We start from the raw sequence: 24,780 nt of genomic DNA, 5'->3' as shown, positions 1-24,780 counted from the left end.
CCGGATGGATCCGATCGCCCTACTGATCGGCCTGGGGCTGGGCGGAGCGATCGGCTGGTGGGGGCGTGCTGCTTGGCGATCGCCCAAACCCGATTCATCGCCCTCCTTGGATCAGCTTCAGCATTACCTGTGGCAGTGGCACGATCGCCACGCCCAATCCTTAGATCTGTCACTTGATCGACAGACAACCCTAGAACAGCACTTGCAAGCCTTGGGCGATCGGTTAGGGGCGATCGAGCAACAGCTCAACACCTTGCCCGCTGTCTCGATCGACCCCGAACCCACCCCCCTAGCCTCAGAGATCGGGTTCGATTACCTGCCCCTCAACGACCTGCTCGGCAATGGACAATGGCAAGCCGCCGACACCGCCACCCGAGACTATTTGCTAGCGGCCTTGGGCAAATCAACCCAGGATTCCCTCACCCCCGACGATCTCCAGCACCTGCCACTCACGGACTTAGCCACCATCAACCAGCTTTGGGCCTACTGGAGCGGTGGTCGGTTTGGTTGGACAGCTCAACAGGCCGCCTGGCAAGCGGCCCAAGGCGACTATGGGCAATTTTGCGATCGGGTTGGTTGGCGCAAAGGCGAATCCTGGTGCTACGCTGACGAACTTTCCTTCCGCGACAATGCACCCATCGGCCATTTGCCCACCATTGTTTGGACAAAACGCGCCTGCTATGGCCTAGGAGCCGTTCCCGTGTCGAGCCTGTTAGCTGCCCTGCTCGATCGCCTGGCTCAGGCCGATCGCTGAAGCCCATCTGGGCCACGGTTAATTCCCCAAAAGCGAAGGACTACGAGCAATTCACCCATCAACCAACCCATAAACCAACCTATCAACCAGCTCATCAACACCATCTAAAATTTGATTGGAATCCCCAGAAAAAACGGTAGATAACCAGTATTACTCAGGATTTTTGTATATAAATTTCCGTAGTAAAACTATTGATTATCAAAACTTATCCATGACTTATTCATGGGAAAAATTCAAAAAAATATCAACCTCCTCACGGCGCACTCAATTACTCCTCCAGGGGCCGATCGGGGCCTAAATTTTCTAAGTCAGCTTCCCAATCAGCTCAAGAATTGCGATCGCGCATTGCTATTCCCAACTATCAATGCTGCTTTAGCAAATCTATAAAAATCACTAATTAAGAAACGAATAGCCATTAGGAGCCAAATCATGCTTACTTTGCTCTCATCAACCGGGGCAATCGATCGTTAAAAATCTTGCAGAAAAAATATTCACCCCAAGCTAATTTTTCAACGATCACGAGTGATTCCTTTGTCGTAGATTAAAAAAGCGATCCGTGGGCAGGCCCACTCCCTTCCCACCCTTAGCTCCCAGTTGGAGTGATTGTTCTTAAACTTCGCAACCAAATCCATGTTCTTACAGGAAACCCTGGCGGCTTTCATCACACGGATGGATGGCATCGCTCCAAGTAATTTTGTTCCCCTGTTTGCGCCCCTGCTGGCCACCGCCGAAGCCGAAAACGCCCCGATCGTTTTGGCTGGCGTGCTTTTATCTCTGGTGATCATTTATTTGTCCAGCAAACTTGGCTCAGAACTGGCCAAGCGGCTAGACTTTCCCCCCGTTTTGGGCGAATTAGTTGCCGGGGTGATCGTTGGGGTGTCGGCACTGCACCTGATTGTGTTCCCAGAAGGGGGCTTGACGGCCAATGACTCGATCGTGATGCAGGCCCTCAGCCTGATTAACACCCTCACGCCCGAAGCCGTCACGGATATCTTTAGCTCCCAAAGCGAAGTCATTTCCGTGCTGGCGGAACTGGGCGTGATTGTGTTGCTGTTTGAAATCGGCTTGGAGTCCGACCTGCGGCAACTCAAAGAAGTGGGCATTCAGGCGACCCTAGTGGCTTGCGTGGGAGTTGTCGTTCCCTTTGTTGCGGGCACTGCGGGGCTGATGACCATTTTTGGTGTGCCCGCCATTCCCGCCATCTTTGCGGGCGCGGCCCTGACCGCCACCAGCATCGGGATTACCTCCAAAGTCCTGTCGGAGTTGAACCAACTCAAGTCCAAGGAAGGACAAATCATCGTCGGCGCGGCGGTGATTGATGATGTGCTGGGGATTGTGGTGTTGGCCGTGGTGGCCAGCCTGGCCAAGACCGGCGAAATTGATACCGGCAACGTGATCTATCTGATCGTTAGCTCCACGGTGTTTCTGTTTGGCTCCATCTTCCTGGGCGGTGTATTCAACAAGTTTTTTGTGAAGACCGTCGAAGCGCTGAAAACACGTGGCAACATCGTAATTCCGGCCTTTATTTTTGCCTTCTTCATGGCATTTTTAGGCAACGCAATTCATTTGGAAGCCATCTTGGGAGCCTTTGCGGCCGGGTTGGTGTTGGATGAAAGCGATGCCCGCAATGAGCTGGATGAGTTGGTGAAGCCGATCGCGGATTTGCTGGTGCCCATTTTCTTTGTGACGGTTGGGGCCCGCGCCGATTTGAGTGTGCTGAATCCGGCAGTTCCCGAAAACCGGGCCGGCCTGCTGATTGCCGTGTTCTTGGTGGCCGTGGCGATCGTGGGCAAGTTGGTGACCGGCTGGGCCGTGTTTGGGCAACCGGGCATTAACCGCTTGGCGATCGGGGTGGGCATGATTCCCCGGGGCGAAGTGGGTCTGGTGTTTGCGGGCATCGGTTCCGCCAGCGGTGTGCTGAGCAAGCCCCTGGAAGTGTCGATCATCATCATGGTGATCTTGACCACCTTCCTGGCTCCGCCGTTCTTGCGAGTGGCCTTTGGGCAGCAGGAATCGAGTACCAGCGAATCAACCCCCTAGGGATTTGTTCAGCGATTCGTCCAGTTCTCGAAATTCTCTAGGCAACAATTGCCCCTGATTGCAACAAGGATCAGGCCACCGACCAGACCACGGATCACACCGCTGATCCCGATCGATTGCAATTGATTGCTCATCCTCAAACTGGATCACCGTCGGGGGCCTTGGCTCCCGATTTTTTTTGCTTGGTCTTGGCTTTTTGGTTGGCTTTTTGGGCCGATGATTGGGGCGATCGGGAACTGAGGAACCCCTCACTTTTCCCAAAATCTGGTAGATTCAGGCAGTCGAACAATGAGTCCTAAGCCGTTATGACCTATTGCCTTGGCATTGTTACCCAGGAAGGATTGGTGATGGCCGCCGATTCGCGCACCAATGCCGGTGTTGATAATGTTTCCACTTATAAAAAGTTATTTGACTTTTCCTTACCGGGCGATCGAGTCGTTGTTGTTTGCACCTCCGGGAATTTATCTCTCACCCAATCTGTTATTAGCCATCTTGAACAGGATTTAAAAAATCAAGCCAGCATCACACTCCACTCCCTCGCCAGCATGTATGATCTGGCCCATTATGTGGGTCAAACCCTCCGAAAAATTCACCAAGAACATGCCGAGTGGCTCCGCAAAGACAATGTGGATTTTTCGGGAAACCTGCTCTTGGGGGGGCAAATTCGCGATGAAAGCCCCCAGCTATTTTTGATTTATAACCAAGGCAATTTTATCCATGCCACGGTGGAAACCCCATTTCTGCAAATTGGGGAAACTAAGTATGGAAAGCCCATCCTCGATCGCACCGTTAGCTTCAACACACCCCTCAACTCAGCAGCAAAGTGTGCGTTGCTGTCCCTAGACTCCACCATGAAGTCCAATATTTCCGTTGGCCCCCCGATCAACATGGTGATGTATCGCAAAGACTCCTTTGAAATTCGCCATCGGCTGCGGCTACCGGCGGGCGATCCTTACCTAGCCAAAGTGGGGCAAGAATGGGCTGCTTCTTTGCGCAAGGCCTTTGATCAAATGCCCGATTTGGAGTGGGAATATACCAACTAATCCAACTCATTACAACTCATTCTCATCGCAACTCATCGAAGACAAGGGGCTTAAGCCCCTTGTTACAACGACTGGCTCCGCAACTTTGACCCAATGTATTAAGCCTGTCGCGCTACTAGGTAAAGTTAAGCACTGGGAAATTGGTTGCGAATCACCACCTCTGAAAGGGGCAATTGGCCACCCCGTTCCCGCGCCGGTTGCACGGCCTTGCCTACCGTAATCATCATGCCAATTAGGTGGTCGGCCGGTAGCTGAATAATGTCAGCAACCGCCTGGGGATCAAAACCAATCATCGGACAGGTATCGTAGCCCATGGCTTTGGCAGCCAACATCAAGGTTTGGGCCGCAATCCCACAGGAACGCATGGCTTCATCCCGTTGCAGGGCCTCGCTTCCCTCATAGAACTGAATAATCATCGGCACCAGTTGTTGGCGAACCGCTTCGGGGGCATTTTGCCAATAGCGTTCCGGTTGCTGTTGCCAAGCGTTCAAATTTCCACACAACAACACCAACAGGGACGCATCGGTCACTTGGGCTTGATTCCAAGAGGCGGCCCGAATTTGTTGGCGCAATTCGGGATCGTCCACAATCACAAATCGCCAATTTTGAATATTGAACGATGTGGGCGACAGCAACACATGTTCCATTAGGGTCTGAATTTCCGATTCAGACATTTGATGATTGGGGTCGTAATGCTTGACGGCGCGACGTTGCTGAATAGCGGTCAGGGTATCCATGAGCTGTCCTGAATAGGGTGAATCGACTCAATTTAAGGGAAATTTGCGGGTCGCCAAGGCCATGGGCCGCCTCCTAGCGACTTTGGTCCAAGCTCAGGGTGGGGAAATCAAACCGGGGAACGAAACCGACGAAAATTTCTCCTCACCCTGCGTTAAGTTTAGTAACATTGCCCGCAACTGCGACGACTAGGAGAAACACCGTGAATCTGATTCCCGAAGACATTAAGCCCTATTTGAATTTGTTTCACCCGATTTTGATGTGGGTGTTGCTGGGTCTGACGGTTTATGCACTGTATTTGGGAGTCCAGGCCCGTCGGACTCGGACAGCGGAAGCGGAGGTGCGCAAGGAGTTGATTAAAGGGAAGTTTGCCAATCGCCACTACCAAATCGGTTCGTTGATTTTGGCGCTGATGGTGTTGGGGACGATCGGGGGGATGGCAGCGACCTATATCAATAACAACAAGCTGTTTGTGGGGCCGCACCTGTTGGCAGGCTTGGGGATGACGGGGCTGATTGCTGTGTCGGCGGCCCTTTCACCGTTGATGCAAAAGGGTCAGGATTGGGCCCGCTATGCCCACATTGGTTTGAATGTGGCAATTGTGGGACTGTTTGGCTGGCAGGCGGTTTCGGGAATGGATATTTTCCAGCGCATTTTGCAGAATTTCTAGGCGCAGGTTGCTGACCCAAAGCCTGATGGATCCTGTGTAGGCGGCCGGTGCGATCGCGCCGGTTTTTTTGGGCCCCTGCTGTGGGGCCGATCGAGACCGGGTGGCCACCAATTTGGAGGCCGGCTCCCCCCTGCCCGTCCGGGCGATCGCAACGTTACCATGGCCAAATTGGGCCCAAACTTGCGCCACCTGCGTTTAAGGGCGTTTAAGGGCGATCGCCTCGCCCGGGGCCGCAGCACCTTCATCCGTTGTTAATACAGCATCGATATCAACCATGCCACAGACGTTTTATGTGAACCCGACCAGCGGTAATGACAGCGCTGATGGATCCCAGGGTGCGCCGCTGAAGACCATTGCGGCGGCCCTGCGCAAAACCCAAGCGGGCGATCGGGTGCAACTGGCTGCGGGAACTTACAGCAGCACCAGCGGCGAAGAATTCCCGCTGACGGTTCCTTCGGGGGTGACCGTGGTGGGCAACGAAGGAACGAAGGGCAGCGGCATTTTGGTGCGGGGCAGTGGTCGCTATGTTAGCCCCACCTTTGCGGGTCAAAATGTCCTTTTTCTATTGACGGATGATGCCCACCTGCGGGGGGTGACGGCCACCAATCCGGAAACTCGGGGAACGGCGGCTTGGGTAGAGTCGGCTCGCCCCACGATCGCCAACAATACTTTTGTGAACTCCAACCGGGAAGGGGTGTTCGTCAGCGGTTCCAGTGTGCCCCTGGTGGAAGGGAACTTGTTTGAAACCAACTCCGGTAATGGCTTGTCGATCGACCGGAACTCTAGCGGCACAATTCGCGGCAACACCTTCCGAAATACGGGATTTGGGATTGCGGTGGGGGGCAACGCCAGCCCCACGATCAGCGGCAATGTGATTACGGGGAACCGTAGCGGTGTGGTGGCTTCCCAAACGGCCCGCCCCATTTTGCGCAACAATACGATCGAGAACAACCGAGATGATGGTCTGACGGTCATTAATCAGGCCCTGCCGGACTTGGGCAGCACTGGCCAACCGGGCAACAATGTGTTTCGTGCTAACGGTAAGTACGACATCCAAAACGCCACCACGAACACGATCGTGGCCGTTGGCAACCAAATTGGCACGGTGTTGGGATCCGTGTCCTCGTCCGGTTCGGTGTCGCCTTCGCCTACGCCTGTGCCGATTCCGTCGCCGGGCCCCTCACCGACCCCAACTCCCACGCCGGTTCCCGTACCCACGCCGGTTCCTGTGCCCACCCCGATCGACGATCTGAAGGGCCATTGGGCAGAGGCCTTCATTCGGGCTTTGATCAGCCAGGGGGTGGTGAAGGGGTTTGAGGATGGCTCTTTCCGGCCCAATAACAAGTTGACGCGGGCGGAATATGCGGCGCTAGTGGTGAAGGCGTTCGATCGCCCGCTGGTCAAACCTCCCATTGGTTTTAGTGATGTGCCAGCGGGTTTTTGGGCGATCGGGGCGATTGCTAAGGCCAGCCAAATGGGCTTCATTTCCGGTTTCCCAGATAACAGCTTCCGCCCGGGCCAGAACTTGACCCGCACCCAAGCCCTGTTGTCCATTACCAATGGTTTGGGTCTGTCGGGTGGATCGCTGAATCTGTTGGGCAATTTTGCCGATCGCGCGCAAATCCCCAGCTACGCCACCAACCCGATCGCGACGGCCACGGCCAATCGCCTGGTGGTGAATTATCCCCAACTGAACGCCCTGCGTCCCCTAGAAGACATCACCCGCGCCGAAGTGGCCGCTTTGATTTATCAAGCACGGGTGTTGCTGAACCAAGCGTCGGCCCTCACATCGCCCTACATCGTACAGCCCGATACCAAGCTGCCGGCCTTTACGGACACGCGCAACCACTGGGCAGAGCCGTTCATCGAGGCCTTGGCGAATCGGGGACTAATCGGGGGCTTCCCCGATGGATCCTTCCGTCCCGATGCCACCATGACCCGCGCCCAGTTTGCCAGCGCGATCGCCAAGGTCTTTAATCCACCGGCCGAGCGACCGGGCAAAACTTTTACGGACGTGAATTCCAGCTTCTGGGGCAATGCGGCGATCCAGCAGGCCTACCGGGCGGGCTTTATGTCTGGCACGTCGGAAACTACCTTCAGCCCCGATGCCACGTTGCAAAAGGTGCAAATCGCCGTGGCCCTGGCCAGTGGCTTGGATTGGCCGGACGGCACGGAGGCGGATTTGGCGGCCTTGAGCGATCGAGAAGCGGTGGCCAAGTGGGCCCGGCCCAAGGTGGCGGCTGTTTTGAAGCGCAAGGCGTTGGTCAGTTACCCCAGTGCCAACACCTTTGCTCCCGAGCGGTTTGCAACGCGGGCGGAGGTGGCGGCCATGTTGTACCAGGCCCTGCGCGATCGGGATGGATCTTTAACGGCCATTAATTCTCCCTACGTTCTTTCGGCTTAGGCCGATCGGGGGGAATCGGGGATCGATCGGGAGCCGATCGAGGCTTGATGGGGAGTTGTGCACGATCGCCCAACGTGATCTGAGGCGTGATCAGCAGGGGTAATCGGCCGCAACCCACCCTCAACCAAGCATCCCAGATTCCCCCGCCACGCCGCAGCACCCTGCGAAACAGCAATCCAGTCCAGCAATCCAGTCCAGCAATCCAGCAAAGCAACGTCGGTGAATCCTGCCATGACTCGGGACTATGACCTGATTGGTTACGGTGATGAAGTGCCAGGGGTTCTGGCCCTGGTGGCGGCGGCCCGGGAATATCGGGCCCGATCGGGCGGTCAACCACTCAAAACCTTGCTGCTCACGGCCGGCGACACCAGCTATGGCGTGGGCGGCCACCTAATCCGAGGACAACTGTGTTACCTAGACCGCACCCACCTCTCCCCTAAGCTCCGGGAACAATACGGCATGGGTCTTTATGGCGATCCCGCCAGCCTATATCAGGAGTTCTTGCAGCGATCGGGCGTGGTGGAAGTGGGTCTCGATTGGCGCAAGGGCGATCGGGCCCTGCGGGAAATGCTGTTGGAAGCGGGCGTGGATATTGTTGACCAGGCAAAAATTAGCCGCGTTCAAAAAACGGGTGATCGGCTTCTGTCCATCACCACCGACGATGGCGACACCTTCCAAGCCAAGCAATTCATCGATTCCACCGTGAATGCGGGCCTCTTGCAAAGGGCCCAGGGCCTGACCGTCCGAGGCTTTGGCACGTTGGGGCTACCCGATTCAGCCCTGCCCGTTTCGCTGGTTTTCGAGACCCAGGGCCTCACCGTAGACTTCCTGCGCCGGGCCGAGGCGGGTTGGATCCAACGATTCTGTAATCCCAAGGATATCGAAGCCCAAAAATATCTCTCGATCGCGGCCGGCGGCGATCCCAAGCGCGTGCAGTGGTTCATCTCCCGAATGCAAGATAGCGCCGGCCGACCGATGACCATGGTGGTTGGCCCCGACTACATCGATGTGCGCTGCCATGTCCTCTCGGTGCTCTATCACGCCTATCGCGGAACCGCCTGGAATTTGGAGCAAACCAAATTCATTCTCGACTCACCGAACATTGCCGTGCTGCCGGGCGGGCGCATGTCCTGGAACGCACTGCTTTGTTTTGTGACCGCCAACGAAGCGGAGGCCTTGGCCCAAAATGCCGGACTGCCCACCGCCCGGATGCAGCAGGAAGTGGAGCATGTGAGTCGGTGGCTCAAGAGCTTTGGGCAACAAATCGCCGTGACCCCGGCCCATGAGCTGTACATTCGCTATGCCGGCAGCATGGTCGATCCCATTCACCCCTTTTCTGGGGCCCAAATGCTGGCGGGCGGTTTGCCCACCCGTGAGGCCCTGGGCACGTTCTGCTACAAATTCGATGTGCGGGGCGGCATTCCTGGCCTGGGCAAAAAAGCGCTGGCTAAAAATCACAAGAGTTTGCAATTTTTGGCGGAGCCAGTGCCGGTGTTTAACTACGGCATTCGCCACGCCATTTCTAAATCCGTGCCCAATGTGGCGGTGGTGAGTCCGGCTTCTGGTTATTTCGGCATTGCCCCGGCGGCCGGGCGGATTGTGGAGTTGAATGCGGGCGTGGGCCAAGGTTTGGGGATTGCGGCGGCGATCGCCATTCAAGGGGGGCGCAACTTGGCCGATGTGACCAACGTGGAGGTCAATCAAATTCTGAAAACGCGGGGTCAGTTGCCAACCATCTACGGGATTGGGCAGGCCCTCTCCCAAAAGTTTGCGGACTTTGAAAAGGACATGTTTCCTAATCCGTTGCCGATCCCGCGACCCGACCCGATCGATGATGTGTCCGAGCACTGGGCGAAAGACTTCATTCAGATCCTGCGCGATCGCAAAGTCATGGGGGGCTATGAAGACGGCTCTTTTCGCCCCAACAACACCATCAGCCGGGCGGAGTTTTCGGCGGTATTGGGTCGGGCGTTTGATTTACCCCTGCGGAGGGCGGAGCGATCGTTTGTGGATGTGCCCAGCAACCATTGGGCCCATGGGGCGGTGCAAAAGGCCTGGCGAATGGGATTCTTAACGGGCTATCAGGGCGATCGCTTCTTGCCCAATGCGGAAATTCGGCGCGGCGATGCGATGACCGCCCTGGTGAATGGTTTGGGGTTACCGGCGGGCGATCTGAAACTGCTGGGGCTGTACCAAGACCGGGCCACCATTCCTCCCTATGCAACGGGGGCGATCGCCACGGCCACAGAGCGGCGCATGGTGGTGAACTATCCCCAAAAACGCCAGATTCGGGCCCAAGATCCCCTCACTCGGGGAGAGTTGGCTACCCTGATTCACCAGGCCCTGGCGGCGCGGGGAACCGTTCCGCCGCTAAATTCCGAGCATATTGTGCAGCCGATCGACCCCAGCACCTTGCCCCTGTTTGCCGATTTGGAGGGACATTGGGCCCGGCATTTTGTGGAAGCCTTCGCGATCGAGGGTTGGATCAGCGGCTACAAAGACGGCACTTTTCGCCCCAATGACCCCATGACGCGGGCCCAATTTGCCGTGCTGGTAACTGCCGCCATCAAACCCCTAGCCCGGCGACCTGCCAAGGCGTTTCGGGATGTGCCCCGAGGTCACTGGGCCGATCGCGCCATTGAGCAAGCCTATGCGGCCGAGTTTCTTTCGGGCATGGGAGCCGATCAATTTCAGCCAGATGGCCCCCTCAAGCGGCTGCAAGTGGCCGTGGCCTTGGTAAGCGGGTTAAGGTGGGCCGATGAAGCCGTGGCGGTGCTCAATAGCTTGAGCGATCGTGCGGCCATTCCCGCTTGGGCCCAACCCAAGGTGGCCACCGCCCTGCGTCGCCGGTTGTTGGTGAACTATCCCGATCCCCAGCGGCTCGATCCCGATCGCACCGCAACCCGGGCGGAAGTTGTCGTCATGCTTTACCAAGCTCTGGTCGCCAGCGGCCGGCTCAAACCCCTGAACTCCGACATGATCAGCCAACCGGCTCCCCTGCCCACTTGAGATCCCATCAGACGATCGAAGACGGTGATCGAGAGCGCTTGTTTAGGGCGATCGCTAATGATTTCGTCCAAACCATCGCAGGCAAGAAAATTTAGCCTCTTGTCTTCAGGATTTCAACCCAAGATCGCCCCAAGATTGCCCCAAGATCGCCCCAAGATTGCCATTAATCCCCCCTTGGCAATTGGGGTGATTTTGGCAACATGGGGGTGCAAACCTGCTCAAAATCCCCCATGCCTTTCCAAGCCATTCCTCGTCGCCTCAAACTCTGGCGTGGCCAGCGGCGCTCCAAGCTGTTTGGCATTCCTGCGCAAATCGTGCCGCCCGCCGTTTTTCCCTGGACCCAGGACGGATCCGAAGACTTTTTTGCCGAAGAACCCGGCAGTACCCCGGGAACGTTGCGGATTGACCCTGATGCCGCCCCGTCGGAGCTAATCGCCATTGATTACAGTCGCACCCACTGGGAGCGGCAACTTTTGGCTGCCCCTGCGGACTGTGAACCCCTGCTCGATTCCGGATCGGTCACTTGGTTGGATGTGCAAGGGCTGGGTTCCGAGGAGGTGTTGCGCCAGTTGGGGCAAGTGTTTCGCCTCCATGCCCTCACCTTGGAAGATATTGCCAATGTGCCCCAACGGCCCAAGGTGGAATTTGAGGACGATCGTATCTTGGTGTTGGTGCATATGTTGTCACCCAGGGGCAAAGGTGGCGGTTATTTCACAGAACAAGTCAGCCTTTTGTTGGGCAGCAATTATGTTGTAACCGTGCAAGAAGAATCGGAGCACGATGCCCTAGAACCCGTGCGAGAACGCCTCCGAACCGATCGCGGCATTATTCGGCGGATGGGATCGGATTATTTGCTATGTGCCCTTTTGGATGCGATCGTGGATGGGTGCTATCCCGCCATGGATTATTACGCCCAGGAAATTGAACGATTGGAATGCGCCATTTTGTTTGAACCCGATCGCAAATTAATGCGCGAAATTTATATGATTGAGCGCGATTTGTTGACCCTACGGCGGTGGATGGCTCCCCAAACCCACGCGATCGCCCTGTTGATGCGCGAACAACATCCCCTAATCAGCCCAGACGTGCGGGCTTATTTGCAAGAGTGTTATGAACATGCCACGGATATTTTGGATGTGGTCACGCTCTATCAAGAATTGACTGTGAACCTGATGAATTTATACATGTCCGCTGTCAGCAATCGCATGAATGAAATCATGAAGGTGTTAACAATTGTTTCGGCAATTTTTATTCCCCTCACCTTTTTGGCGGGGATCTATGGCATGAATTTCAATACCGAAACTTCGCCTTGGAATATGCCAGAATTGAATTGGCGCTATGGCTATCTTGTCTGTTGGTTGGTGATGATTGTCACTGCCTGTGGATTGGTGCTGTATTTTTGGCGAAGAGGCTGGTTCAAGAATTCTTTTTAGGAAACTGGTGGGTGCTGTTGATTGTGGCCGCTGATGGTGGCTGCTCGGGCCATGGGCAGTTGGGCAATGGGAAAATCGGGGTTCAGTGGGTTAAGGATGATCTGGATCGAGAGCGATCTGGATCGAAGATTAACCCCACCATTGCGAAGCACGATCGAGCGGCTCAGGGATCGAAGAACCGGGCCATAATGAAACTGAACCGGTTTAAGTCTCAGCCGATCGGGCAGTAGCCGCACTTCGTGCAATTAAGCCCAAAACTTCTTGCTGCGGGCCCCTATTTCGGCATAAATCGCGATTGATCTGGATTTTGCAATCACCGATCGGGAGGTGGCTATGCGCGCAGTGTTAATGGCTGGTGGTTCTGGAACGCGCCTGCGCCCATTGACCTGTGACTTACCCAAGCCAATGGTTCCCATTTTGAACCGCCCGATCGCTGAGCATATTATTAACCTGCTCAAGCGCCACGGCATTTTTGAAATTATCGCCACCCTGCATTATTTACCCGATATTTTTCGGGACTATTTTCAAGATGGGTCAGATTTTGGTGTGCGTTTAAGCTATGCCGTTGAGGAAGATCAACCCCTCGGCACGGCCGGTTCAGTGAAGAACGTGGAAGAGTGGCTGAGCGGTACATTTTTGGTCATTAGTGGCGACAGCATCACGGATTTTAATTTACAAGCAGCGATCGACTTCCATCGCCAAAAGCAATCGAAAGCAACCCTAGTGTTGACAAGGGTTCCCAACCCAATTGAGTTTGGGGCCGTGATTGTGGACTCGGATCAGCGAATCGTTCGTTTTTTGGAAAAACCATCGGCCAGCGAAATTTTTTCAGACACAATCAACACGGGAATTTATATTCTAGAGCCGGAAGTTTTGCGCCATCTAGAACGTAATCAAGAAGCGGACTTTTCTACCGATTTATTTCCCCTGCTGCTGGCCGAAGGAGAACCCATTTATGGCTATATTGCCGAGGGCTATTGGTGCGATGTGGGGCATTTGGACACCTATCGCGAAGCCCACTATGCGGCCCTCCACGGCAAGGTCAAACTGGATTTCGCCTATCAAATGATTTCGCCGGGTTTGTGGGTGGGCGAAAATACCGCGATCGACGATCGCGCCAAAATTGTGCCCCCCGTTTTGATTGGTCACAACTGCCGAATTGGCCCCCGTGCCACGATCGAGTCCGGCACGGTCATTGGCGATAACGTCACGATCGGCACCGAAGCGGATCTCAAGCGCCCCATCATTTGGAACGGGGTGATCATTGGCGAAGAAGCCCACCTCTACGCCTGCACGATCGCCCGAGGGGTGCGAATCGATCGCCGGGCCCGGGTGTTTGAAGGCGTGGCGATCGGCTCCCTGTCCATGGTGGGCGAAGAGTCCCAAATCAACAGCCTGGTGCGTGTTTGGCCCAGCAAACATATTGAGTCGGGAGCCATCCTCAATTTGGATTTAATTTGGGGCCAAACCGCCCACCGCAACCTGTTTGGTCAGCGCGGCGTGGCTGGCTTAGCCAACATTGACATCACGCCAGAATTTGCCGTCAAACTGGGAGCCGCCTATGGTTCCACCCTGCAACCGGGCGCACAGGTGACCGTTTCGCGTGACCAACGCAGCATCTCGCGGATGGTGACGCGATCGTTCATTTCCGGCCTGATGTCCGTGGGGGTCAATGTCCAAAACCTGGAGGCCACGCCGATTCCCGTGGCTCGGAGTGTTGTGCCCACCTTGGGAGTGGTGGGCGGTGTGCATGTGCGCATTGATCCCGATCGCCCCGATCGCGCCGCCATTGAATTTTTTGACGACAAGGGCATTAACCTCTCCAAAGGCAAAGAGAAAAAAATCGAAGGAGCCTATTTCAAAGAAGATTTGCGCCGGGTGCAAATTGACGAAATTGGCGATGTTTTTTACCCCAGCCAAACCCTTGAAATCTACCGCAGTTGCTTTGAAAAACACCTCAACCTAGAAGCCATTCGCTACAGCAACGCCAAGGTGGTGGTGGACTATGCCTATTCCGTATCCGGTGCTATTTTGCCCCAACTGCTGAGTAAGTTTGGTTGCGAAGCGGTGGTGCTAAATGCCAGCTTGACCCAAATGGTGGCCGATGCCGATGGCCGAGAAGCCCTGTTGGTGCAACTCGGCCGCGTGGTGGAAGCGATTTCCGCCACCTTTGGGGCCCAAATTTTGGCCAATGGGGAACAGTTAATTTTGGCCGATGAGGCCGGTGGCCTCATTCGTGGGGAGGCGCTGACGGCATTGATGGTGGAGGCCGTTTTGGCGGCCCATCCCCGATCGTCCGTGGCGGTTCCCGCGCGGGCTTCGGGCGTGATCGAACAAATTGCCCGCCGCCACGATGGCCGCGTCATTCGCACAAAATGTAATCCCACTGCCCTGATGGAAACCTGTCGTGCTTATCCCAACGTTGTGCTGGGCGGCAGTGGGGATATGGGTTTCATTTTTCCAGAATTGCACCCGGGTTTTGATGCCATGTTCTGTGTTGCCAAACTCATCGAATTATTGGCAATTCAAGAGCGCACCTTAGCGGATTTGCGAGCCGACAGTTTGCCCCGCATCTATCACAAATACTTCACGGTGCGCTGTCCCTGGACGGTGAAGGGAGCCTTGATGCGCCACTTGGTTGAATCCCACTCGCCCAGCACCTTGGAAATGATTGATGGGATCAAAGTCCACGATCGCGCGCGGGACAGTTGGATCCTGGTGCTGCCTGATGCCAGTGAACCCCTGGTGCATTTAATTGCTGATAGCCCCAGTCGAGAATGGGTGGAGCTGACCCTGCGGGACTATCGCCAATTGGTGCAGGAATTCATTGCGCGCGATCGGGGAATTGAAGAAATTGTGGAGTTTGAAAACCGCGTTTTGGCCTAACGCATTTTGACCTAGCGCATTTCATCTGAAGAAAGGGTAATCATCGCTTTGAGGCTAGATGTTGCCTTGGCTAGGGAGTCGTGAATTAGGTCGTGAATTAGGTCGTAGTAAATAATACTCACCCTGATAGCTGGATCTTGGCTGAAATCTTGATTCAGACCTTGGCTGCGGCCAGCCCTCCGCAACCCCTGCCACAACCCAAGTAACAATTAATACAAACAAATCACTGGAATTGGGATTCCACCCAGAAACCGGTAGCATTCCGTAGCATTCAGTCGCCACCAAACTCGGCACAATCGAGTATTCTGTGAATGACTCTCGCGATCACCCCATGGAAGACCGTCCCACCTCCCGTGACACCCATGCGGACATTGAGCGGCTCATCGAATCGGCTCCGTTTTTCCGGGCGCTGCCGCGTGATGCCGTTGAGTTAGCCACTGCCCACGTTGTCACCCGCACCCACCCATCGAACCAAGTCATTCTGCTGGAAAATGACTGGGGCGGTTCGGTGTACTTCATCTTGGAAGGCTGGGTCAAAATCCGCACCTACAACCTGGAAGGCAAGGAAGTGACCCTGAATATTCTGGGTCGCGGTGAAATTTTTGGCGAAATGGCGGCCCTCGATGAAGTGCCCCGATCGACCGATGCCATTACCTTGGCCCCCACCACCATTGGCAGCATTCCCGCCCAAGACTTCATCACCCTTGTGGAAACGGAACCCCAGGCAGGCATCAAGTTGGCCCAACTGATGGGGCGGCGGTTGCGCCAGGTGAACCGGCGGTTGCGATTGCGGGAATCCGACAGCGTATCGCGGGTGGCCGATATTTTGATGTTTTTGGCGGAGGGTCAGGGTCGCAGCAGCGATCGGGGCGTGGAGATCCCCAACTTGCCCCATCGCGAACTGAGCAGCCTTAGTGGACTGGCCCGCGAAACCGTGACCCGGGTGCTGACCAAGTTGGAAAAAAAGAGCTTGATTGAACGGGATGGGGATGTTCTGCGAATCCCCAGTTTGAACGCTTTGGAGCGAACCATTTGCTAGGTTGGTCGCGCCACGGGGCCCCAGGCCCAGCCGGAACCGCGGCCGGAGATCCGCCCCCGATCACCCAGGCCTTGCACGATCGCCTGGCTGCCGCCGGGGGACAAATCACTTTTGCCGACTACATGGCCCTGGTGCTGTATGACCCCCAGGTGGGCTACTACGCAGGATCGGGCGATCGGGTTGGCATTGGCCCCCAGGGCGATTTTGTCACCTCGCCCCACCTCTGCCCCGATTTTGCGGAACTGCTGGCGGATCAGGTGGCCGAATGTTGGGCAAGGCTGGGTTGCCCGCCTGCCTTTGACCTGGTGGAAATGGGAGCCGGCCAAGGGGTGATGGCGGCAGATTTGCTCACCCATTTGCAAACGGCCCATCCAGACTGTTGGGCCGCCACCACCTATCGGATTGTGGAAATTTCGCCGGTCTTGAGGGCTGTGCAGCGATCGCGCTTGGCGGCCTGTCCAGCGGCGGGCGATCGGGTCGTTTGGGTCACCTGGGAGGCGATCGCCCCCAACTCGATCACCGGCTGTTTTGTGTCCAATGAATTGGTGGATGCTTTCCCCGTTCATCGGGTGATTTGGCAAGGGGGGCAGCTCCAAGAATGTTACGTCACCGCCTCCGAAGGACATCTGAGCGATCGCGTGGGGCCCCTGTCCACGGAGCGGCTAGCCACCTATTTCCAGACCCTCAACATTGACTTTGCTCAGGGTGCTTATCCCGAGGGCTATTGCACAGAGGTGAACTTGGCCGCATTGGACTGGTTGGCAACCTTGGCCGATCGACTGCGATCGGGCTACCTGCTCACCATTGACTATGGCTACGATGCGCAGCGGTTTTACCACCCCAGCCGATCGGGCGGCACGCTACAGTGCTACACCCGCCACGCCCACCACAACGATCCCTACTGGTTGCCGGGCCAGCAGGACTTGACGGCCCACGTGGACTTCAGCGCCCTGCAACATTGGGGCGAACAACAGGGCCTGCAAACCCTAGGATTCACACGCCAAAGTTTGTTTTTAATGGCCCTTGGATTGGGCGATCGACTGATGGCCCTCAGTCAGGGTGGGGCGATCGCCCAAGCGATCGATTTTCAGCAAATCTTGCACCGTCGAGATGTGTTGCACCGCCTCATCGATCCCACGGGCCTCGGCAACTTTGGAGTTCTGATTCAGGGCAAGAACCTCCCACCGGGGGCGATCGATCCTCCCCTCAAAGGCCTGCAAGAACCCATGGGTCTGGGCTTTATGTAGGGTTTGTGTAGGGGGAACCTCCAGCCCGATCGCCCGGTTCCAGCACCGCTTGTCCAGTGGCCGACTACAATCAAGAATGCCGTCCTTTTGGGGCGGGGTTATCAGATCCCGTAATTTTCTAACGAAAAACGGATTCAATCTTTATCCCTTTGAACAGCAACCATGGTCACGCCCGATCGCATCACAACTGCCATCAAGGCCAACCTGCCCGACGCAGAAATTCAGCTTGCGGGTGACGGCGACCACTACGAGGCGATCGTTGTCTCTGCGGCCTTCGCGGGCAAAAGCCGTGTCCAGCAACACCAACTGGTCTATGGCGCGCTGAATGAAGATCTCCGCAGCGGAGCGCTTCATGCCCTCGCCCTCAAGACCTTTACCCCCGAAAGCTGGGCCGCACAACAAGCCACCGTTTAGGGGCCTCAGCCGGGGCAAAACATCAGCAGTTCCTGAGAATGAGGAACCTCTAGAAACCCAAAGTTTCTGGAAACTGGCCAAGTGAAGATGCAGAAAGCGTCAAAAAAAGGCAAAAATTAGCCAAAATTGGCCAGGATGAATCCTTAGCTGTTTCACCCCAATCACCAAGGCAAGGAGCCGCAGTTCCTTGTTTTGTTCTAACTTTGTTCTAACCACGTCCACTATTACGATCGCGGATAGCCACCATGACCCCTGAAACGAAACAACGCATCGAAAGCTTGGTGCAAAACAACAAAGTGATGCTGTTTATGAAGGGCACAAAATTGATGCCCATGTGCGGCTTTTCAAACACTGTGGTGCAAATTTTGAATGCGGTGGGTGTGCCCTTCGAGTCTTTGAATGTTCTGGATGAGCCAGACATTCGGGAAGGCATCAAGGAGTTTTCCAACTGGCAGACTATCCCGCAACTTTACATCGATGGCAACTTTATCGGCGGTGCTGATATTGCCGTTGAACTGTTCAACAGCGGCGAGCTGCAACAACTGTTGGAAGTCGCGATTGCTTCTTAATTGCTTCTTAGATGCAGCCTAAAAAGCACCTTGAAGCCATTGCCTTCTGGTCATTTTGGGGCAAGGGGCTTAAGCCCCTTGTCTTCGTTATAAGCCCCTTGTCTTTGTTATAAGCCCCTTGTCTTCGTTAATTGATTAGGCAATTCACCCATTTCCATTCCTAACTCCATGACCCTCCATCCCCTGATGTTTGCCATTTTTGGCCTGTCGTTGGATACGATTTTCTCTACCCAAGGCATCATGGTGCTGCTGTTGATGGCCTATGGGGGAGCCATGTGGATGTTTCTGTCCAGCGCGCCCAAAGTTCACACCATCATGGTGTCGGATTTGGAAATTGCCCGACAGTTCTATGAGGGAGATTTGGAATTGGCGGTGGCTGATGTGCCCTTGCAGTATTACTACAACTACGAACAAACCCTTGGGGCCACCACGATCGACCCGCTTTATATGGCCCCCAGCACCTTTGCGCGCGTTGCCAATCCGGCTCCTGTGCCCGATGGTTTGTGGTACCAACTCAAGAAAAATGTGCAGCTCCATGTAATTGCTGGAGCCAGTTTGGGCGATCGCAACCACCAACGCCACGTTTGTTTCGATCGCGACTGTCTAGAACAAATTCTGTTGCGAATTCAGGTGCGGGGAATTCGGCACAAAATTCGCCAGGAGTTACCGCTCAATTTCTTGGTTAAGGATTGGTCGGGTCGCACCTTGGAATTAACCGAAGCGGGTCAGTAGCCATCAAGGGCGATTAATCAACCTTGATCAGTCAACATTGATCAATCAACCTTAAGGAACCGGAATGAGCGGTGTTGATGAATGCTGAAGTGCGGGGGGCTGCCCCAGCCAAGCCTCAGCAGCATCGATCGCCCCGGTGCGATCAACCCAAACGGAAGCGGCCCGGGTCACCTGCCCGCCCAGCAATTCCACCCACACAAAATGGTGGAGCCGTCCCCGATCGTGTTCTCGAATTCGGGGAACCACCGCCGCATTCACATACACCGTTCCTTGGGCATCGCTGGCCGTGGCCTGCCGCAAGCGATCTTTGCGGTGGCGCAAGTGGTGGTGCATGTGGCCAAAGGTGACCAAAGCCACCTGTTGATGGCGCTGTTGGGCAATGCGGATCGCTTGGCGCAGGTCAGGATCGCCAAAATCACCGCCAAGCGGTTGCCAGTCGCGCCCGCAAATCGACTCTGGTTGATCCCCCAGCCCATAGGGGCCGTTATGTCCCAGAAAAATGAGGGTGGGTTGAGTGGCGCGAGCCGCCGCTTGGGCAATTCGATCGGCCGAATCCATCATGCCCGTCACGGCAAAGCGATCGCGGTAAAACTCCCCATAGCTCCAGTTCGGGCCGCCCCAGCTAAAGGGCCGCCCCCCAATCACACTCAACCCCAACTCCGGCCAATCCAGGCAACCGTAGCCCACATGGGCCGCCCCCAACAGATCCAGTTGCTCTTGCACCCGATCTTCGCGGCTGCGATCGTAGGGACATTTTTTGCGGCCCCAAGGAGTGGCGCTATACCAGGAATCATGGTTGCCCAGAATCACCGCTTTGGGCAAAGGCAACGCCGCGATCGCCCGGGTAATTTCCACCGCTTCGTTGCCAAAGTCACCCACAAACAACGCCGCATCAATGCCTAGCCCTTCAAGGGCATGGGCATCGTCAACCGTCCACTGGTCATGGACATCGCCAATGATGGCGAGATGGATTGGGCGAGGGGCAACGGCGATCATGGTGATTTTTAGAGATGCGATTTTAGAGATGCGATTTCGTTAAAGCGTAGTTAAGGCGTTCAGGAAGTTCAAGCATTCAAAATGCGATTGGTTCCAGATGCAATTGAGCGATGAAGTTAAAAAATGAAATTCTAGAGATACCTTTGAAAACTAATTAAAACCAATTATCGAAACCAATTGAAGCCAATTAAAGGCAAAATTGAATTAAAAGTCCGAAAGACGATCCAATAAGGCAGCGATCGGGGCCCGATCGAACGCTTGTGGTTTTGCTTCCAAATAGGCTTGCAAATCAGCTCGGGCCTCGGTAAATCGCTCCAATTGGTAATACAACAGTCCCCGATCGCGCCGCTCCTGAATCGCATCGGGAAAAATCAACAGAATTTGCTCAATCACTCGGGCTGCACGGATCGGATCCTGCCGACTGATGTAGATTGCCTTGAGGTTGGTCAGCATTCTCACCAGGAAACGATGCGGATCCACCGGTTCCAAAAATTGCGGCTTGAGGGCGACCGGTTGCCCATAGATGCTACTGAGGCGATCGGCACAATCTTGTGGAAACAGAATTTCTCCCTGGGCAAAGGCATCGACAAAAATTCCCGCCTCTTCAAAGTCGGGGCGGATGATAAAGTGGCCTGGCATTCCAATGCCAACCATGGGAAAATTCAGTCGCTTAGCAATTTCTAAATAGACTAATGAAAGGGTGATGGGAATGCCCAAACGGCGATCCAACACTTCATTAAAAAAGCTATTTCGAGGATCGTAATAATCCGATTGATTGCCGCTAAATTCTAATTCCGTGAAGAGGTATTGATTAATCGCCCGAATCACCCGCATGGGAACCCGATCGCCCGCCAGCCGATCGCCCACCACCGCCGCCATCTGATCTAATTGGTTTAAGTAGGATTCCACCACCAGCCCCGGATAGTCTTCCTGGGCAAGATAGAGGGCTGCTCGGGCTAGGTCAATTTGTTCGATCGGTCGTCGAACCTCTTGCAAAAAAGCCTGTCGAGCTTGGGAAAATTCCATCGTGGCGATCGTCGCTAAAAGGCAGAATTGAGAACTTGCAAAATCGAAAATCTAAGGCCAGCCAAACCCGAAACAGGCAAAACCCAGAAATCAAAATAATAACGGAATCAGAAAAGAACCAACACCGCGCACAAAGTTCAGCACCGAAATTCCCAGCCCGTTGCCTTCCGACTGCTCACGGCCGGCTTTCTTGACATAGCGCTCCAATTCATCGGAAAACTTTTCCGCCAATGCCTGCTGCTCGGGATTGTTGGCCTGGGCAAAGAGCTGGGCCGCCACTCGCCCATCCCCGATTGCTCCGCCATAGTCCGCCAAGTGCGATCGCGCCACGGCTCGGTTTAGGTAAGCCTCGGCAAATTGCGGATCCTGGGCGATCGCCTGATTGTAGTGATTAATGGCCCCGGCGAAGTTGCGTCGATCAGCCTCATACACGCCCCAGTTGAAACGATCGCGCGGCGTGGCCACCTCGATCGGCAACCCCACAGCCCCAATCACCAGGGCTTGGGTCATGGTAGCCCCGCTGAGATCGGCCCCAAAGAAAACCGCCTCCCGCAAATCCGTGCTCACCAAATTGGCATTGGTCAACTGGGCATTGGTCAGCGTGGCTCCAAACAGGGTGGCGCTCTGCAAATTTGCGCCGCTCAAGTTGGCCTGGCTGAGGTTGGCACGGCTCAGATTTGCGCCCCGCAGGTCAGACCCCATCAGGTTTGCGCCGCTCAAGTTGGCATAAACCAGGCTGGCCCCCGTCAAATCGCATTGCACACATTGCCGCGTGAGCAACAGCGTTTGGACATGCTCTGGATTGGCCCCATAGCTCGCAGGACTGGCCAGCACCGTCAGTCCCAACGCCCAGCCCAGCCCAACCAGCCCACGCCCAGCTTCCATAACGGCTTCCTCCCGGTTCTTGTGCCGACACCCTATCTTAGAAGATGTTTCAAACGTCCGAATTGATCGTCATTGATCGTTCAAGCTGATCGATCAGCCGATCAGTCCAGCCCATCAGCCAGATTGGTCGGTTCGGTCGATGAACCCTTGCCCTATTGGCTTCAACTGAAGACCGAGAAAATCCGGGTAGGGGCGTACGGCCGTACGCCCCTACAGGGTTAACGGGTTTCAATCAACGTTGATTGGGTTGATTTTGCACAGGCTCACCGTTAGTTTGAAGCACCTGCCCTTGCCCGGGCCCCAAAAACTAGCAAAGATCTGATCTCCCCCCTAGTCAGCTCAAGTTCAGCTCAGTTGAGGCAGCTCATCGCAGTTGGCGAACCTGAATCAGTGGTGCTGATTGGGTTGAATTGCTCAGACTGAATTTCCAGGATTTTGCCGCGCCGTCTTCATTTCAGCCCGTGCCCCTCGGACTCAGAACCATTGCAACAGGGCAGAAATTGAGGAGATTGATCTCAGCATTGACCCGAGATCAAAGCCGGTTTTTGCTCGATGACAAGCTGTTAGAAACTGAAAAAAAACTTCAGATAGCTACAAATTGTCAGTTCCTATGGTCACATCCCGAGAGTTTATGGATAGAATATGCGATTGAAACCGCTATTCGGTAGGGGTTTCAGCCACTCATTCTACTGATTGCCGACCCGGAAACTGGGTTGGCTCCCCTTTGCATTCAGGAGATTTCGAATTATGAATAAAGGCGAGCTGATTGATAAGGTGGCCGAAAAGGCGAATGTCACCAAAAAGCAGGCCGATCAAGTGCTGACCGCAGCGCTCGACTCGATCGTGGAAGCGGTTTCGTCAGGCGAAAAGGTGACTCTGGTGGGGTTTGGCTCGTTTGAGCGCCGTGAGCGGAAGTCCCGCGAAGGCCGCAACCCCAAAACTGGCCAAAAGATGGAAATTCCGGCCACCTGTGTTCCCGCCTTTTCTGCCGGTAAGTTGTTCAAGGAAAAGGTTGCGCCTTAGGCAGTCCCCTAAGCGTCCTTTTAGGTCTCTGTGGTTGCCATGGCCGACTGGTGTTTGAGGGTCGGTCATGGAATTTGTTTTACCAGCGCCCAACAATCTGCATGGCAAAGCAGCGAGCTGCCCTTGGGCCGATCGAATGGGCCGATCGAACCAGGCCCGTGAGTTGCAAGTGAATTAGTGACGGTTTGGGATTAATCGCCCTGGCGGGATGAATCAACGGAAAAGCATCGGTTGTAGACTAAATCCCGACTGCCCGACCCATCATTTTGCAAATTTGCCATGCACGCTTCCATGGATGCTTCCCCGATCGCCCCGCGCCCGTTGAAGGCTACGGTGCTTCAGTTGCCGGTTCATCTGCTGGATGACTACACCCAGTGGTTGTTGGATCGGCGACAGGAGGGAGGCGCGCAGGTGGTGACCCTCAATGCGGAAATGGCGATCGAGGGGGAACGAAACGCCCGATTGGGGGAAACGATTCGCCAAGCCGATTTGTGCATTCCCGATGGGGCTGGCGTGGCCCTATACCTGAAGCTGCGGGGCTATCGCCAAGTGCGCCGGGTTCCGGGCATTGAGTTAGCAGAATCGGTGCTGACGGCCTTTGGTCGATCGCCCAATGCCTACGGAACCGTTTGGTGCTATGGCGGTCAACCGGGTGTTGCTCAGGCGGCGGCCCAAGCCTGGGAAAAACGGGCCCCCGGCATTCAATTTTCAGGGATTTATCACGGCTTTTTGAGCGAAGACGAGCGATCAACCATGGTGCAGGCCATGCGAGAAGCTCAACCAGGTCTGATTTTGGTGGCGCTGGGTGTTCCTCGCCAGGAATATTGGATTGCGGAACACCGCTACCTTTGTCCCAATGCCATTTGGATTGGTGTTGGGGGCAGTTTTGATATTTGGTCGGGCACAAAGGAGCGCGCACCCGCTTGGTTTTGCGAAAACAATCTGGAATGGCTCTATCGCCTCTATCAAGAACCTTGGCGTTGGCGGCGAATGCTGGCTTTGCCGAAGTTTGCTTGGCGGGCGCTGCTGGAAACGCTACGCCCCCAGCGCTCCAGTTCTCGTTAAGGCGTTGATCAATGAAACTTTGATCAAATGAGATTTTGATCAATTGGTTCCTGATCGATACAGCCTTTACCTAAAAATAATTGGCACGCCATATCACGGATGCCATGAAGCAATGGTTTGGTGGGCAGTGCCCACCCTACGGGCTGATTGATCAAACTCTGAGCAATTAGTAATATTCCTGATCAATCAATTCCCTCTAAAACATGCCTTCAGGAACGGGAATGTTGCCGTTGTTGTAGTCTTCCCAAACTCGGAACAGGAACATTCGCCGATCGCGGGCAGTGTTGCCATAATTTTCTAGTTCCGATCGAAACAGTTTGCGAAGTGTGGGATTTTGCGCCAGACTCAGCAGTTCCTGAAGCTCGGTTTCAGAAAACTGGCTATCGAGACGACGGCTGTAAGTGAGGGCGACGGTTTTCCAGCCGGCCCGCTCCTTGAGCACATCATTCAACCAGTTAATGAATTTCAGGGACTGGTTGGGCGAAACGGCTAAATCTACAGCATTTCCCAAATATTGATCGTAGCGTTCAGCAACTCCCAATTCTTGCAAAACAGCGGTGATTAGTTGCCGTTTTGTCATGGGCTGTTCAGGCAAGGCCGGCGTGGTTTGCGCAAGCCGATCGCCAGGATTTTCGCTGATCAAATTCACGGTGTTTTGAGGGGTGATCGGCTCTGTGGCATTGGCTGGCTGCAAATGGGCGATCGCCATGGCGATGCAAAGACCGGCGGCCGCAAGGGCGATCGATTGCCAAAAATTAATCCAACGAGCTTGCTTGAGATGGGTCATACCAGTGACTAAAAAAGGGGGAA

Annotated in this window: 20 protein-coding genes; 15 read left to right on the top strand and 5 right to left on the bottom strand. The window is 55.1% G+C overall.

What is annotated here, in order from left to right:
• Positions 1–4: 4 nt before the first annotated feature.
• From H6G52_RS07165 to H6G52_RS07155, 3 genes are all read left to right on the top strand, one after another.
• Positions 5–754 carry a GUN4 domain-containing protein gene (locus tag H6G52_RS07165; RefSeq protein ID WP_190527370.1) on the top strand — a complete coding sequence of 250 codons (750 nt, stop codon included), beginning with the start codon at positions 5–7 and terminating at the stop codon, positions 752–754.
• Positions 755–1,423: 669 nt separating this feature from the next.
• A complete protein-coding gene (locus tag H6G52_RS07160) occupies positions 1,424–2,794 on the top strand; it encodes a cation:proton antiporter (RefSeq protein ID WP_199312248.1) in 1,371 nt (456 codons plus the stop codon).
• Between the two features lie 305 nt (positions 2,795–3,099).
• Positions 3,100–3,837, top strand: coding sequence for a proteasome-type protease (locus H6G52_RS07155; RefSeq protein ID WP_099535562.1), 738 nt, complete (start codon positions 3,100–3,102; stop codon positions 3,835–3,837).
• Positions 3,838–3,962: 125 nt separating this feature from the next.
• Here the strand turns inward: H6G52_RS07155 and H6G52_RS07150 are convergent, their stop codons facing one another.
• Positions 3,963–4,574 carry a nitroreductase family protein gene (locus tag H6G52_RS07150; RefSeq protein WP_190527366.1) on the bottom strand — a complete coding sequence of 204 codons (612 nt, stop codon included), beginning with the start codon at positions 4,572–4,574 and terminating at the stop codon, positions 3,963–3,965.
• Positions 4,575–4,774: 200 nt separating this feature from the next.
• Here H6G52_RS07150 and H6G52_RS07145 point away from each other — a divergent pair, with 200 nt between their 5' ends.
• The 10 genes from H6G52_RS07145 (at position 4,775) to H6G52_RS07100 (ending at position 18,975) form a co-directional block, all read left to right on the top strand.
• Positions 4,775–5,242: a DUF4079 domain-containing protein gene (locus H6G52_RS07145; RefSeq protein ID WP_190355342.1), complete on the top strand. Its 468-nt coding sequence runs from the start codon at positions 4,775–4,777 to the stop codon at positions 5,240–5,242.
• A 274-nt stretch (positions 5,243–5,516) separates the two neighbouring features.
• Positions 5,517–7,646 carry an S-layer homology domain-containing protein gene (locus H6G52_RS07140; RefSeq protein ID WP_190527364.1) on the top strand — a complete coding sequence of 710 codons (2,130 nt, stop codon included), beginning with the start codon at positions 5,517–5,519 and terminating at the stop codon, positions 7,644–7,646.
• Positions 7,647–7,877: 231 nt separating this feature from the next.
• Positions 7,878–10,655, top strand: a complete 2,778-nt coding sequence (locus H6G52_RS07135) for an S-layer homology domain-containing protein (RefSeq protein WP_190527362.1) — start codon at positions 7,878–7,880, stop codon at positions 10,653–10,655.
• A gap of 230 nt (positions 10,656–10,885) precedes the next feature.
• Entirely contained in the window at positions 10,886–12,088 is a 1,203-nt protein-coding gene (gene corA / locus H6G52_RS07130; RefSeq protein ID WP_190527360.1) for a magnesium/cobalt transporter CorA, read from the top strand.
• A gap of 333 nt (positions 12,089–12,421) precedes the next feature.
• Positions 12,422–14,974 (top strand): mannose-1-phosphate guanyltransferase, encoded by a 2,553-nt coding sequence (locus tag H6G52_RS07125; protein WP_190355339.1) that lies wholly within the window; start codon positions 12,422–12,424, stop codon positions 14,972–14,974.
• Between the two features lie 331 nt (positions 14,975–15,305).
• Positions 15,306–16,013: a Crp/Fnr family transcriptional regulator gene (locus tag H6G52_RS07120; protein ID WP_099535580.1), complete on the top strand. Its 708-nt coding sequence runs from the start codon at positions 15,306–15,308 to the stop codon at positions 16,011–16,013.
• The gene (locus tag H6G52_RS07115) at positions 16,007–17,260 is read left to right on the top strand and encodes a class I SAM-dependent methyltransferase (protein WP_242026243.1); all 1,254 of its coding nucleotides are present in this window, start codon (positions 16,007–16,009) and stop codon (positions 17,258–17,260) included. The genes H6G52_RS07120 and H6G52_RS07115 overlap by 7 nt, the downstream gene beginning before the upstream one ends.
• A 162-nt stretch (positions 17,261–17,422) precedes the next feature.
• Positions 17,423–17,674, top strand: a complete 252-nt coding sequence (locus H6G52_RS07110; protein WP_099535582.1) for a BolA family protein — start codon at positions 17,423–17,425, stop codon at positions 17,672–17,674.
• Positions 17,675–17,919: 245 nt separating this feature from the next.
• Complete coding sequence (grxD, locus tag H6G52_RS07105; RefSeq protein ID WP_099535584.1) at positions 17,920–18,243, top strand: Grx4 family monothiol glutaredoxin; 324 nt, start codon at positions 17,920–17,922, stop codon at positions 18,241–18,243.
• 168 nt (positions 18,244–18,411) lie between these two features.
• Positions 18,412–18,975: a glyoxalase-like domain protein gene (locus tag H6G52_RS07100; RefSeq protein ID WP_199291570.1), complete on the top strand. Its 564-nt coding sequence runs from the start codon at positions 18,412–18,414 to the stop codon at positions 18,973–18,975.
• A 51-nt stretch (positions 18,976–19,026) separates the two neighbouring features.
• On the opposite strand, the gene H6G52_RS07095 is transcribed toward H6G52_RS07100, so the two are convergent.
• From H6G52_RS07095 to H6G52_RS07085, 3 genes are all read right to left on the bottom strand, one after another.
• Positions 19,027–19,971 (bottom strand): TIGR04168 family protein, encoded by a 945-nt coding sequence (locus tag H6G52_RS07095; protein ID WP_190527358.1) that lies wholly within the window; start codon positions 19,969–19,971, stop codon positions 19,027–19,029.
• 204 nt (positions 19,972–20,175) lie between these two features.
• A complete protein-coding gene (locus H6G52_RS07090) occupies positions 20,176–20,997 on the bottom strand; it encodes a SirB1 family protein (RefSeq protein ID WP_190527356.1) in 822 nt (273 codons plus the stop codon).
• A gap of 90 nt (positions 20,998–21,087) precedes the next feature.
• The gene (locus tag H6G52_RS07085; protein WP_190527355.1) at positions 21,088–21,882 is read right to left on the bottom strand and encodes a pentapeptide repeat-containing protein; all 795 of its coding nucleotides are present in this window, start codon (positions 21,880–21,882) and stop codon (positions 21,088–21,090) included.
• Between the two features lie 747 nt (positions 21,883–22,629).
• On the opposite strand from H6G52_RS07085, the gene H6G52_RS07080 reads away from it, so the two are divergent.
• Positions 22,630–22,905: an HU family DNA-binding protein gene (locus H6G52_RS07080; RefSeq protein ID WP_099535592.1), complete on the top strand. Its 276-nt coding sequence runs from the start codon at positions 22,630–22,632 to the stop codon at positions 22,903–22,905.
• Between the two features lie 306 nt (positions 22,906–23,211).
• Positions 23,212–23,970, top strand: a complete 759-nt coding sequence (locus tag H6G52_RS07075) for a WecB/TagA/CpsF family glycosyltransferase (protein ID WP_190527458.1) — start codon at positions 23,212–23,214, stop codon at positions 23,968–23,970.
• A gap of 196 nt (positions 23,971–24,166) precedes the next feature.
• Here the strand turns inward: H6G52_RS07075 and H6G52_RS07070 are convergent, their stop codons facing one another.
• On the bottom strand, positions 24,167–24,757 hold the full coding sequence (locus tag H6G52_RS07070) for a hypothetical protein (protein WP_190527353.1): 591 nt from the start codon (positions 24,755–24,757) through the stop codon (positions 24,167–24,169).
• Positions 24,758–24,780: the final 23 nt, after the last annotated feature.

The sequence above is a fragment of the Limnothrix sp. FACHB-881 genome, from assembly GCF_014698135.1.
Classification (GTDB): Bacteria; Cyanobacteriota; Cyanobacteriia; order CACIAM-69d; family CACIAM-69d; genus CACIAM-69d.
Note: the sequence above shows the minus strand (reverse complement) of the source record. Positions and strands in the feature narration are given on the sequence as shown.